We start from the raw sequence: 12,327 nt of genomic DNA on the forward strand, positions 1-12,327 counted from the left end.
ACTACAACACCCGACGGGCCCACAGCGCCCTCGGTGGTCGACCACCGATCAGCCGACTGGCCGCCTAACCGTCAACAACGTCACAAATCACTACATCTAGCGCGCGGTGCCACTCCCGTACTGGGGCAGCTCGGCCCTGGTGGGCAGGCCCTCCCAGTCGCCGGTGGTGCCGACGGCGAAGGCCGCGACCGTGGTGGCGCGCTCCAGGCGCGCGGGCTGGTCGAGGTCGTCCAGCAGGGCCGACAGGTAACCGGCCACGAAGGCGTCGCCCGCGCCGATGACGTCCGCCAGCCCGGTCGGTCTGGCCGGTGCCGACCAGCGGCCGCCGGCCGTGGTGGTCTCGGCGCCGTCGGCCCCGCGTTTGGTGACGACCTCGCGGACCCCCTTGTCCAGCAACGCCCGCGCGCCGCCGACGAGGTCCAGCTCGGCCTCGTCGCCGAACACGACGGTCGCCTTGGCGGCCAACGGGGTGAGGGCGTCCGAGGCCTCCCGCGACGTCCAGAGCTTCGTCCGGTGGTTGACGTCCAGGCACACGGTCCACCCGTGCGCCGCGGCGTGGTCCACGGCGGTCCGGGTGGCGTCGAGCGCGGTGTCGGACAGGGCCGGGGTGATGCCGGTGAACAGCAGGACCCGCGCGCCTGCGCGGAGTGGTCCGCGCAGGTCTTCGGGGCGGAGGCGGGAGCCCGCGGAGGCCGTGCGGTAGTAGGCGACCCGCGCCTGGTCGACCGTGCGCTGCTCGCGGAGCAGCAGACCCGTCGGGGCGTCGGGATCGCGGACGACCACCGCGTCGACCCGCTCGGCGCGCAGCCGTTCGGCGACCAGCGAACCGAGCTCGTCGTCACCCACCCTGCCGACCCAGCCCGCGCGGTGGCCCAGCCTCGACAGTCCTATCGCGACGGTGCTCTCCGCGCCCGCCATGCCCAGCTCCATGGTCCTGGCCAGCCGCAGCGGACCCGGCGCGGTCGCCCGCAGGACGGCCATCGTCTCGCCGAACGCCAGGACGTCCACGGTCATCGGGCGCCCCGGACCGCGTCCAGCAGCCGCTTGGCCCGGTCCGCGAGGCCGTCCAGGCCCGTGCCCATCAGCGGTGAGCCGACACCCACGGCCACCGCGCCCGCCTTGAGGTAGGCGACGGCCTCGTCGACCCCCACCCCGCCGACCGGCACGAACGGCACGTCGGGGAACGGCGCCCGCAGCGCTTCGAGGTAGTCGACGCCGCCGAGCGAGGCGGGGAACAGCTTGAGCGCCCGCGCCCCGTAGGCTAGTGCGGTCTCGACCTCGGTCGGGGTCAGGACACCCGCGAGCACCGGCAGTCCGGACTCCACCGAGTGGCCGACGGCGGCCGTGGTCGCCGGGCTGACCGCGAACCGGGCACCGGCGGCCAGCGCGTCGTCGACGTCCCGCGGCGTGCGGATCGTGCCCACGCCCAGCCACCCGTCGTCCGGGGTCTCGCCCGCCAGGTCCGCGATGACGGCCAGGGCGTCCGGGCTGGTCAGCGAGATCTCCACCAGCCGGACGCCGGACTCGAACAGGACGCGGACGGCCGCCCGCGCGTCGTCGCCGCGCACGATGGCGACCAGCCGTCCGGCCTCCAGCGCGGTCGAGAAGTCCACCATTCCGCCACGTTCCCTTCGTCGTGCCGCCGCAGCCGGTGATTGTTCGTGATGAATACACCCACCGGTGCGGCAAGTGGCCGACCGGGTCATACCAAGTGGTTCAGACCATTGACAAAAGGGTCCGCGGTTCAGCACGCTGCGGACGTGGGATCGGTCCGACCGAGGAGGACGACGTGGAAACCCCAGCGCTCCAACGAGGTCGATGGCACCGGGTGGGGCGCGTGGTCGCCGCCGCTGCACTAGTCGTCAGCGGGGCGGTCGTCGTCTCGGTCGGCGTGCGCGCGCCGGGTGTCGCCCAGGCCGCCGAACCGCTGAAGAGCGTCGTGCCCGTCCCGGTCTCGGTGCAGACCACCGCGGGCGTGACGTACTCGCTGACCTCGACGACCAGGATCTACACCCAGGCCGGTTTCGCGGACGCCCGCGCGGTCGGCGACTACCTGGCCGGGCTGCTGCGCGGGTCCACCGGGTTCGCGCTGCCGGTGTCCGACGCGTCCGGCACCCCCGCCGACGGCATCTCGCTGCTGCTCGGCGGTGCGAACCCGAGCGTGGGCACCCAGGGCTACCAGCTCGACGTGACCGCGGGGACCGTGGTGCTGCGGGCGAACGGGTCCGACGGGCTGTTCGGCGGCGTGCAGACCCTGCGCCAGCTGCTGCCCGCGAAGGTCGAGAGCACGACCGTCCAGAGTGGACCGTGGACGCTGCCCGGCACCTCGATCCTGGACTACCCGCGGTTCGGCCACCGCGGCGCGATGCTCGACGTGGCAAGGCACTTCCAGCCGGTCGCCGCGGTCAAGCGCTACCTCGACCAGCTCGCCGCGTACAAGGTCAACTACTTCCACCTGCACCTCACCGACGACCAGGGTTGGCGGCTGGTCGTCGACAGCTGGCCCAAGCTCACCACCATCGGCGGCAGCACCCAGGTCGGCGGCGGCGCGGGCGGCTTCTACACCAAGGCGCAGTACCAGGAGATCGTGGCGTACGCGGCCTCGCGGCACATCACCGTGATCCCCGAGGTCGACCTGCCCGGCCACACCAACGCGGCGCTCGCCTCCTACGCGGAGCTGAACTGCAACGGCGTCGCACCCGCCCTGCGCACGGACACAGCGGTCGGCTACAGCTCCCTGTGCGTGTCCAAGGACGTGACCTACCAGTTCATCGACGACGTGGTCCGCGAGATCGCCGCGATCACGCCCGGCCCGTACTTCCACCTCGGCGGCGACGAGGCCAGCGCCACCAGCGACGCCGACTACCAGGCGTTCATGAACCGCGCGCTGCCGATCGTGAAGAAGTACGGCAAGCAGGTCATGGGCTGGCACGAGTTCGTGAAGACGACGACCGACACCACGGCGGTGCCGCAGTACTGGGGCACCACCACGTCGAACTCCGTCGTCTCGGCCGCCGCGGCCCGCGGCAACAAGGTCCTGCTGTCCCCGGCCAACAAGGCCTACCTGGACATGAAGTACAACGCGAGCACGCCGCTGGGCCAGGACTGGGCGGCCCGCATCGAGGTGCAGGACGCCTACGAGTGGAACCCCGGCGCGTACCTGAGCGGGGTCGGCGAGTCCTCCGTCCGCGGCGTCGAGGCTCCACTGTGGACGGAGACGCTGGTCACCTCGGCGAACATCGAGTACATGGCCTTCCCGAGGCTCTCGGCCATCGCGGAGCTCGGCTGGTCGCCGTGGTCGACGCACAGCTGGGACCAGTTCAAGCTGCGCCTGGCCGCGCAGGCGCCGCGCTGGACCGTGCAAGGAATCAACTTCTACCGGTCGACGCAGGTGCCGTGGGAGACGGGCACCACGACCACGACGACCACCACGACGACGACCACCACGACCACGCCTCCGCCGGGGAACTGCCCGGCGGCGTGGGACCGCGCCAAGGTCTACGTCGCCACGAACGTCGTGTCGCACGCGGGCCGGAAGTGGACCGCCCAGTGGTGGACGCAGGGCGAGGAGCCCGGCACCACGGGGGAGTGGGGCGTCTGGCGCGACAGCGGCGCCTGCTGAGGGGCCGGTGGCCGTGGGCGGCCTCCCCGACCCGCTTACGGCCACCGGACCGTCCCGGTTCAACCGGAATGATCACGCTGTTTCTGCTCACCCACGGGGTGGCCGGATGGTGTGAGATGAGGTCATGACGCGCATCGAGATCGATGGCCGCGCGGCCACCGCCGAGACCCTCGCGCACCCGGCGGTGTCGACGCACGGGCACTTCACCGCCATGCAGGTCCGCGACCACAAGGTCCGCGGCCTCGACCTGCACCTGGCCCGGCTGCGCGCGGGCAGCAGGGAGGTCTTCGACAGCGCTCTCGACGAGGAGCTGCTGCTGCGGCACCTGCGGCACGCGCTCACCGGCGTCGTGGACGCGTCGCTGCGCGTGTACGTGTTCCAGCCCGAGGACGAGCTGTCGTTCATGGTCACCGTGATGCCGCCCGGTGAGCCGCCCGCCACGCCGCAGCGCCTGCGCGCGGTCCCGTACGCCCGCCCGTTCGCACAGGTCAAGCACCTCGGCGGGTTCGCGCAGGCGCACTACACCCGGCTCGTGCGCCGCGAGGGCTTCGACGACGCGCTGATGGTCACCCAGGACGGCTTCGTCACCGAGGGCGCCACCACGAACATCGGCTTCTTCGACGACGACACCGTCGTGTGGCCCGACGCGCCCGTGCTGCTGGGCATCACCATGCAGCTGCTCAACTTCGCCCTGACCGAGCGCGAGGTCGTGTCCAGGCTCGCCGAGGTCAGGCTGGACGAGGTGGCGTCGTTCGACGGCGCGTTCCTCACCAACGCCAGGGGGATCGTGCCGGTGGCCTCGATCGACGACGTGGTGTTCCCGGTCGACGCCGACCGGATGAAGGTCGTCACCGAGGCCTACGACTCGGCACCGTGGCGGGAGGTCTGACCTCGACCTCCAGCAAGGTCGAGGTGACAAGCTCGGCCGGACTTCCGGCGGATCACCAGGGGGCGTCGTGCGAGCGGTGTGGTTGAGGGAGTTCGGTGGACCCGAGGTGCTGGTGGAGGAGTCGACCCCGGACCCGGCACCGGGCCCCGGCCAGGTGGTCGTCGACGTCGCCTACGCCGGCATCACGTTCGTCGAGACGCAGGTCAGGGCCGGCCGGGCGCCGTGGCCGGTCCGGCTCCCGACCATCCCCGGCAACGGTGTCGGCGGGGTCGTCACCGGGAGCGCGGACCCGGCGCTCGTCGGCGCGACCGTCGTGACCGCCACCGGTGGCTCCGGCGGGTACGCCGACCGCGTGGCCGTGAACGCCGACGAGCTGATCGCGGTCCCGCCGGACATCCCCCTCGACCGCGCCGTGGCGCTGCTGGCCGACGGCCGCACCGCCACGATGCTCGCCGACGCGGTCGACCTGCGGGCGGGCGACCGCGTCCTGGTCGAGGCCGCCGCGGGCGGTGTGGGAACCCTGCTGGTGCAGCTGGCCCGCGCCGCCGGGGCCGTGGTGGTCGCGGCGGTGGGCGGGCCCCGCAAGGTCGCGGCGGTCACCGGCGCCGACCTGGTCGTGGACTACCGGTCCGACGGCTGGGCGCACCAGGTGCGCGCGGCCGTGGGCGCGCTCGACGTGGTGTTCGACGGCGTGGGCGGCACCATCGCCCGCACCGCGTTCTCCTTGGTGGCGGCGGGCGGCCGGATGACCAGCCACGGTGCCGCGAGCGGCGAGTGGGCGGGCATCCCGGCGTCCACCGCGGCCGAGCACGGCGTGGCGCTGCTCAGCGCGTCCCGCCCGACGACCTCGCAGGCCCGCACCTACGCGCTGCGCGCGTTCGAGAGCCTGGTGCCGGTCATCGGCCAGCGGTTCCCGTTGGCACGGGCGGCCGACGCCCACGCCGCGATGGAGTCGCGCACCGCCATCGGCAAGACGCTGCTGGAGACCTGACCGTCACCCGCAGCCCTCCGCCCGCTCCAGCAGCAACGTGCGCTCCCGCTCGTTGCGGGTCAGCGAGGCGGCCTTCTCGAACTCCGCCCGCGCCTCCGGCAGCCTGCCCAGCTTCGCCAGGAAGTCCCCGCGCACGCTGGGCAGCAGGTGGTACGACTTCAACGCGGGTTCGGCGCCCAGGGCGTCGACGAGCTCCAGCCCCGCGGCCGGTCCCTCGGCCATCGACACCGCCACGGCCCGGTTCAGCTCGACGATCGGCGACGGCATGACCTCGCCCAGCGTCTTGTAGAGGTCGGCGATCCGCCCCCAGTCGGTGTCGTCGGCCTCCCGCGCCCGCCCGTGGCACGCCGCGATGGCCGCCTGCAGGGCGTACGGACCGCCGGCTCCGCCCAGCTCCTCGGCCTTGGCCAGCGCCGCCAGCCCGCGCCGGATCAGCAGCTGGTCCCACCGCCCCCGGTCCTGCTCCAGCAGCAGCACCGGTTTCCCGTCCGCCCCGACCCGCGCGGCCGACCGCGAGGCCTGGATCTCCATCAGTGCCACCAGCCCGTGCACCTCGGGCTCCGCGGGCGCCAACCCGGCCAGCACCCTCCCCAGCCGCAGGGCCTCGTTGCACAGCGACGGCCGCAGCCAGTCGTCCCCCGCGGTCGCCGAGTACCCCTCGTTGAACACGAGGTACACGACCTCCAGCACCGACGACAGCCGCGCGGGCAGCTCGTCGCGGCCGGGCACCTCGAACGGCACCTCGGCCTTGGCCAGCGTCTTCTTCGCCCGCACGATCCGCTGCGCGATCGTCGACTCCGACGCCAGGAACGCCCGCGCGATCTCGTCGGTGGTCAGGCCGCCCAACAGGCGCAGCGTCAACGCGACCCGCGCCTCCGTGGACAGCACCGGGTGGCACGACACGAAGACCAGGCGCAGCAGGTCGTCGGAGATCTCCTGCGGGTCCTCCACCTCGGGCGCCGCACCGTCGGGATCGAGCTCGTGGCCCAGGATCTCGACCTTGCGCCTGAGGTTCTGCTCGCGGCGGATGAGGTCGATGGCCCGGCGCCTGCCGGTCGCCATCAGCCAGGCACCGGGATTGCGCGGGACGCCCTCGGCAGGCCACTGCTCCAACGCGGCCACCAGGGCGTCCTGCGCAAGCTCCTCGGCGAGTCCCACGTCCCGCACGATCCGCGCGAGACCGGCGATGACCCTGGCCGACTCGATCCTCCAGACCGCGTCGATGGCGCGGTGTGCATCCGATGCCGTCACAGCCACTGACTACATGACCGGGTGACGGCCGCGCAAACTACCCGCCGATCTGCTCGCGCAGCGCCGCCTCGGCGGCCCGCGCCTCGGGCGTGAACGCCGGGCCGAAGTCCTCGGCCTCGAACACCCGGCGGATCTCGATCTCGGACTCGCCGTCGTCGAAGTTCGGCACGCGCTTGACCCACTCGATGGCCTCGTCGATCGACTTCACGTCGAGCAGCCAGAACCCGGCGATGAGCTCCTTGGTCTCGGCGAACGGCCCGTCGACGACGGTCCGCTTCTCGCCCTCGAACTTCACGCGGGCCCCCTTGGAGCTGGAGTGCAGGCCCTCACCCGCGAGCAGCACACCGGCCTTGACCAGCTCCGCGTTGAACTTGCCCATCTCGTTGAGCTGGGTCTCGGTCGGCAGGACGCCCGCCTCGGTGTCGGGGGTGGCCTTGATGATCGCCATGAACCGCATGTCCGCTCCTCGTTCCGTTCGGCTGGGCGTTCACCCTGCCCCGTACCCCTGCGTCGAACGAGGACCACCCCGATCGACACGCGGGCGGAACTTTCTCGGAAGTTTTTCGGCGACCGTCCGACCTGCGGAAACGCGAACGGCCGGGCCGCACGTGGCGGCCCGGCCGTTCACCGGGTCAGTAGCCCGCGGGCCTGGAGGCGCTCTTCGCCTTCCGCACCGCGCCGTCGATCTGCTGGTGGTACCTGCCCTTGGTCCGCCGGTCGAGGAAGGTGCCCGCCTGGTCGGCGAGCCTGCTCACCTTCTCCGGGTTCTTCTGGGCGTACTTCCTGGCCGCGGCCGCCGCTGTGGCGAGTACCGCGAGCTTGCGCAACATGGCCATCGGCTCGTCCCTTCGACACCCGGTCAACGTCCGGAGGTGCACCAGTGGTTCCCCGGTGTGACCGCCGCCAACCCCCGCCCGCCCGAGGTGGGCGGAGGCCGTTCACCGCTCGACCAGCACCGCCAGCCCGTCCAGCAGCCGCGCCAGCCCGAACTCGTAGGCGAACGCGGGGTCGTAGGCGGTCCCGTGCGCCGCACCCGCGGCCGACCCGACCCGCGACGCCAACGGGTAGGCGCCCGGATCCAGCGCCCGCTCCAGCAGCGGCGCGTTGACCGCCCACCACTGCTCGTCCGTCATCGCGCTCTCCGACACCGCCGCCCGCGCGTCGGCGGCGTCGCGCGCCCAGGCCCGCACGAAGGCCAGCAGGTGGCCGAGCGACGCGTCCATCTCCACGTCGTCCAGCCCCAGGCCGTCCACAGCGGACAGCTCGTGCTCGTACTTCGCCATCTGCCCCGGCCCCAACAGCGGCCGCCCGGTGGACACCCGCGCCGCCCACGGGTGCGCCTCGAACAGCCGCCGGTTCTCCGCCGCGACCTCGGTGACCCGCTCCCGCCACGGCCTGCCCGCGGTGTCCGCGCGGTCCATCCGCGCGTACGCGGCGTCCAGCATCAGGTCGAGCAGCTCGGCCTTGCCCGGCACGTAGGTGTACAGCGTCATCGCCACCACCCCGAGCTCCGCCGCGACCTTCCGCATCGTCACGGCGTCGAGCCCCTCGGCGTCGGCCAGCGCCGTGGCCGCGTCGACCACCCCGTCGATGCTCAGCCCTTGCCGAGGGCCCCGGCGCCCGACCGCCGTCGGGTCGCGCCAGAGCAGCCGCAGGGTGCGGTCGGGATCGCCCGCGCTCGTCCGTTCGCCAGCCACCGCGACTCCTCACTTCTTACAGCGTACAATGTACTGCGTACAGAGAATGGAGCACCCATGCAGATCACCGCTTCCGCCATCTCCCTGACCGTGGACGACGTCGCAGCCTCCGCTCGGTTCCTCCGGGACCACTTCGGCTTCCACGAGCAGATGTCCGCCGACGGCTTCGCCTCCCTCACCCGCGAGGACGCGGGCGTGAACGTCATCTTCCTGCGCCGCGGCCTCGCCACGCTGCCCGAGGACCAGCGGGACGTCCACGCCACCGGCCTCATCCTCGCCTTCGTCGTGGCCGACCTGGAGGGCGAGCTGGCCCGCCTCCAGGGCGGGGGTGTCACGATCACCATGCCGCTGACCTCGGAGGAGTGGGGCGAGCGGGCGTTCCAGGTCCGCGACCCCAACGGCGTCGTCGTGCAGCTGGTGGACTGGAACGGCTGACCCCGCCAACTGGCGGGGCATCCCCGCCACCTGGCACTGTCCGCGGCCGGACCCGCGGGCCGACGATGGTCGTGACGGCCACACCGCAGTGACCCGAGCAAGGAGATCCGATGACGACCACCAACACCACCGTCGGCCCGCCTCCGCCGTTCGACCCCGAGCTGTCGGCGGCACTGGAGGCCATGCCGGAGCTGCCCAGCTCGTTGACCATCGGGATGGTCACCGCCATGCGCGAGGTCAACGCGGAGCGGGACGCCACCGACGCCGACCTCGCCCGCGACGGCGCCTTCGAGGTCACCCACCACGTCGCCGACGGCCCGCACGGCGACGTGCCACTCCTGGTCGTGCGCCCCCGCGACGCCGCGACCACCGCCGCGATCTACTACATCCACGGCGGCGGCATGGTCATGGGCAGCAACCGGGGGCCGGACTCGGGCAAGGCCTTCGAGCTGGCCGCCGAGCTGGGCCTCACCGTCGTGTCGGTGGAGTACCGGCTGGCGCCCGAGCACCCGCACCCCGTCCCCGTCGACGACTGCTACGCCGGTCTCCAGTGGACCGCGAAGAACGCCGAGGAGCTCGGCGTCGACCCCGACCGGATCGTCGTGGCGGGCGCCAGCGCGGGCGGCGGCCTCGCCGCGGCGACCACCCTGCTGGCCCGCGACCGCGGTGGTCCCGCGATCGCCGCGCAGCTCCTGTTCTGCCCCATGCTGGACGACCGCAACGAGTCCGTGTCGGCCCGGCAGATGGTCGGCCGGGGCATCTGGGACCGGACGTCGAACGACATGGGCTGGACCGCGCTGCTCGGCGACGCCCGCGGCACGGCGGACGTCCCGCCGTACGCCGCGCCCGCCCGCGCGACCGACCTGTCGAACCTCCCGCCGACCTACCTGGACGTGGGCTCCGCGGAGACCTTCCGCGACGAGGTCGTGGAGTTCGCCTCGCGCATCTGGGCGGCGGGCGGCGAAGCCGAGCTGCACGTGTGGCCCGGCGGCTTCCACGGGTTCGAGCTGCTGGCCCCGCAGACGCTCCTCGCGCAGACCGCGGGAGGTCCCCGCGCCCCCTGGCTGCGACGGGTGCTGGGCCTCTGATCCCGGTGGCACGATGAACAGGTGGAAGACCTAGTAGGCAGGCTCGCCGCACTGGACCCGGACGCGGGCGCCGCCGTCAAGGTGATCGCCTACTTCGACCGGCTGGTCGAGGCCCGCGCCGGTCTGGAGCCGATCGTCCGCGGCGCGGCGGTCCTCACGGGGGCCGCCGCGCGGCTGGTCGACGACGACCGCGGGGTCTGCGTCCGGGTGGACGAGAAGGGCGTCGTCCGACCGCCGGCGGACCCGCCGGATCCCCGGTGGCCCAACGCCCCGCTGCACCCCGGTGGTCCGCCCGCGCTCTGGCTCGAACGCCCCGGCGCGGCGGGTCCGGTCGAGGCGATGGTCCTCGAACGCGCCCTCTCCGCCGCGCGCGGAGTCCTGGCCAGGCAACGGGGTCCGGCCGCCGCGGACGACGTGGCGGCGGTGCTCGACGTCGCCGTCGACGAACGCGCCCGGCAGCGGGCCGCGCGCAGGCTGGGGTTGGGCGCGAGGGCGCGGGCCGTGGCGCTGGACGGCAACCGCCCCAAGGTCCTCGCCGAGGACCGGGAACCGCCGCCGGGGCGCGCGGGGATCGGCCCGACCGTCCCGGTGCTGGACCTCCCGTCCTCGTGGACGGCGGCGAGGACCGCGCTGCGCTTCGCCGCCGCGGGCACCGAACAGGACCCCGGCCCGTCGGTCGTGCACGCGGACCGCCTGGGCGGACTGGTCGTTCTGGCGGCGGCTGTCGGGCCCGGCAGCGAACCGGTCCAGGACGTGCGGGACCTGGAACGCGCCCGGTCCGCGGCACCCTGGGCGCTGGCCACGCTGGTGGCCGTCGCGACCACGCCGAGCCTGCGCACCGCCGCGTCGACCCTGGTGGTGCACCACTCCACCCTCCAGGACCGGCTCGCCCACCTGGAGGACCTGCTCGGCTGGTCGGTCCGCGACCCGTCCGGCCGACTGCGCCTGCAACTTGCCATCGCCTTGCGCCGCCTGCACCAACACCCCGAACAGGCCTAAGTGGACGGTCGTGCGCGCGGCCGGTCCCGGCCACCGGTCCACGGCCTCGCGGTTGGTGGCCTGCGAGGGGCCGAAACCCCGTAGCATCGACCACGTGAGCGAGACGACAGGTCTTCGGGACAGGGCACGGCGGGCGATGCGCGCCGAGGTCGCCGTGGTGGCGTTCGACCTGTTCGCGCGCCGCGGTTTCGACCACACCACGGTGGACGACATCGCCCGTGCCGCGGGCATGTCCCGCACCAGCTTCTTCCGCTACTTCCCGACCAAGGAAGACGTGGTGCTGGGCCATCTGGAAGAGCTGGGCGGGCTGATCGAGGCCACCGTCAAGGCCCGTCCGTGCGGCGAGGACCCGTGGCTGGGCCTGCGCGCGGGTTTCCAGGCCGCCTACGAGAGCAGCGGGTCGTCGCCGGTGCGCGCGCTGAGCCTGGGCCGGATGCTCGCCGAGACCCCGTCGCTCAAGGCCCGCCAGGTGGAGAAGCAGGCGCGCTGGCAGAACCTCCTGGTCCCGGAGGTCGCGCGCAGGCTCGGTCTCGCCGACGACCCGGCCGACCCCCGGCCGCGCGCGCTGGTGGCCGCCGCGCTGGGCTGCCTGGACGCCGCGTTCCAGGCCTGGGCCACCACGGACGGCGAGGTCGGCATGCCGGCGTTCATCGACCGCGCCATGGACGTGGTGACCACCAGGAGCTGACCCGCTCCGTCCACAGTGGACCTACCCGGCGAGCGCGATCGTGTGGCCGGTGTGCTCGACCTTCGCCCGCAGGTAGCTCAGGTTGCTGGCGGTCGCGAACACCCCGGTCGGCACGCGGTCGCGCACGGTGATGCCGTGCGCGCTCAGCTGCGCCCCCTTGTCGGGGTTGTTCGACAGCAGGCTGATGGTGTCGATCCCCAGCGCGCCCAGCATCTGCGCGGCCGCGGTGTAGTCCCGCCCGTCCTCGGGCAGCCCCAGCGCGCTGTTCGCCTCGTAGGTGTCCAACCCCTGGTCCTGCAACGCGTACGCGTCGAGCTTGTTGTACAGCCCGATCCCGCGTCCCTCCTGGCGCAGGTAGAGCAGCACGCCGCCCTGTTCGGACAGCCGCTGGGCGGCCTCCCGCAGCTGCGGCCCGCAGTCGCACCGCGCCGAGCCGAACACGTCCCCGGTCAGGCACTCCGAGTGCATCCGCACCAGCGGCGCGGCCTGCGCTGCCGGGTCGCCGAACACCATCGCCACGTGCTCGGCGCCGTCGACCAGGCCGTGGAAGGTGATGGTGTCGGCCGTCGTGCTGAAACCGTCGCCGAACCTGAGCGGGACCCGGACGCGGGTGCGGACCGAGGCTGGGGCGGTGGGGGAGGTCATGACCGGCTCCGATCGACTGCTG

General features: G+C 73.2%; 14 protein-coding genes. 7 read left to right on the forward strand and 7 right to left on the reverse strand.

Annotated features, from left to right (window positions below; translation table 11 throughout):
- Positions 1 to 96: 96 nt before the first annotated feature.
- Positions 97 to 1,014, reverse strand: coding sequence for a sugar kinase (locus tag CLV43_RS40140; protein WP_106194902.1), 918 nt, complete (start codon positions 1,012 to 1,014; stop codon positions 97 to 99).
- Complete coding sequence (locus CLV43_RS40145) at positions 1,011 to 1,616, reverse strand: bifunctional 4-hydroxy-2-oxoglutarate aldolase/2-dehydro-3-deoxy-phosphogluconate aldolase (RefSeq protein WP_211304793.1); 606 nt, start codon at positions 1,614 to 1,616, stop codon at positions 1,011 to 1,013. Before CLV43_RS40145 ends, CLV43_RS40140 begins: the two co-directional genes overlap by 4 nt.
- A gap of 221 nt (positions 1,617 to 1,837) precedes the next feature.
- On the opposite strand from CLV43_RS40145, the gene CLV43_RS40150 reads away from it, so the two are divergent.
- The 3 genes from CLV43_RS40150 to CLV43_RS40160 all read left to right on the forward strand — a co-directional run bounded on the left by CLV43_RS40150 (position 1,838) and on the right by CLV43_RS40160 (position 5,502).
- Entirely contained in the window at positions 1,838 to 3,622 is a 1,785-nt protein-coding gene (locus CLV43_RS40150) for a family 20 glycosylhydrolase (protein WP_281262202.1), read from the forward strand.
- A 124-nt stretch (positions 3,623 to 3,746) separates the two neighbouring features.
- Positions 3,747 to 4,511, forward strand: a complete 765-nt coding sequence (locus CLV43_RS40155) for an aminotransferase class IV (protein WP_106194908.1) — start codon at positions 3,747 to 3,749, stop codon at positions 4,509 to 4,511.
- Between the two features lie 67 nt (positions 4,512 to 4,578).
- Positions 4,579 to 5,502, forward strand: coding sequence for a zinc-binding dehydrogenase (locus tag CLV43_RS40160; protein WP_106194911.1), 924 nt, complete (start codon positions 4,579 to 4,581; stop codon positions 5,500 to 5,502).
- 3 nt (positions 5,503 to 5,505) lie between these two features.
- On the opposite strand, the gene CLV43_RS40165 is transcribed toward CLV43_RS40160, so the two are convergent.
- From CLV43_RS40165 to CLV43_RS40180, 4 genes are all read right to left on the reverse strand, one after another.
- Positions 5,506 to 6,753, reverse strand: coding sequence for an RNA polymerase sigma factor (locus CLV43_RS40165; protein WP_106194914.1), 1,248 nt, complete (start codon positions 6,751 to 6,753; stop codon positions 5,506 to 5,508).
- Positions 6,754 to 6,790: 37 nt separating this feature from the next.
- Positions 6,791 to 7,210: a YciI family protein gene (locus CLV43_RS40170; RefSeq protein ID WP_106194917.1), complete on the reverse strand. Its 420-nt coding sequence runs from the start codon at positions 7,208 to 7,210 to the stop codon at positions 6,791 to 6,793.
- Positions 7,211 to 7,385: 175 nt separating this feature from the next.
- Positions 7,386 to 7,589, reverse strand: a complete 204-nt coding sequence (locus tag CLV43_RS40175; protein WP_106194920.1) for an antitoxin — start codon at positions 7,587 to 7,589, stop codon at positions 7,386 to 7,388.
- 102 nt (positions 7,590 to 7,691) lie between these two features.
- Entirely contained in the window at positions 7,692 to 8,450 is a 759-nt protein-coding gene (locus tag CLV43_RS40180; protein WP_106194923.1) for a TetR/AcrR family transcriptional regulator, read from the reverse strand.
- A 57-nt stretch (positions 8,451 to 8,507) separates the two neighbouring features.
- Here CLV43_RS40180 and CLV43_RS40185 point away from each other — a divergent pair, with 57 nt between their 5' ends.
- The 4 genes from CLV43_RS40185 to CLV43_RS40200 all read left to right on the forward strand — a co-directional run bounded on the left by CLV43_RS40185 (position 8,508) and on the right by CLV43_RS40200 (position 11,660).
- Positions 8,508 to 8,885: a VOC family protein gene (locus tag CLV43_RS40185; RefSeq protein WP_106194926.1), complete on the forward strand. Its 378-nt coding sequence runs from the start codon at positions 8,508 to 8,510 to the stop codon at positions 8,883 to 8,885.
- Positions 8,886 to 8,995: 110 nt separating this feature from the next.
- Positions 8,996 to 9,973, forward strand: a complete 978-nt coding sequence (locus CLV43_RS40190) for an alpha/beta hydrolase (RefSeq protein WP_106194929.1) — start codon at positions 8,996 to 8,998, stop codon at positions 9,971 to 9,973.
- Positions 9,974 to 9,994: 21 nt separating this feature from the next.
- Positions 9,995 to 10,972, forward strand: coding sequence for a helix-turn-helix domain-containing protein (locus CLV43_RS40195; RefSeq protein ID WP_106194932.1), 978 nt, complete (start codon positions 9,995 to 9,997; stop codon positions 10,970 to 10,972).
- A gap of 94 nt (positions 10,973 to 11,066) precedes the next feature.
- Complete coding sequence (locus CLV43_RS40200) at positions 11,067 to 11,660, forward strand: TetR family transcriptional regulator (protein ID WP_211304794.1); 594 nt, start codon at positions 11,067 to 11,069, stop codon at positions 11,658 to 11,660.
- 21 nt (positions 11,661 to 11,681) lie between these two features.
- On the opposite strand, the gene CLV43_RS40205 is transcribed toward CLV43_RS40200, so the two are convergent.
- Positions 11,682 to 12,305, reverse strand: a complete 624-nt coding sequence (locus CLV43_RS40205) for a GTP cyclohydrolase II (protein WP_106194938.1) — start codon at positions 12,303 to 12,305, stop codon at positions 11,682 to 11,684.
- Between the last annotated feature and the right edge of the window lie 22 nt (positions 12,306 to 12,327).

Origin of the sequence: Umezawaea tangerina, assembly GCF_003002815.1 — a bacterium.
GTDB classification, from domain to species: domain Bacteria; phylum Actinomycetota; class Actinomycetes; order Mycobacteriales; family Pseudonocardiaceae; genus Umezawaea; species Umezawaea tangerina.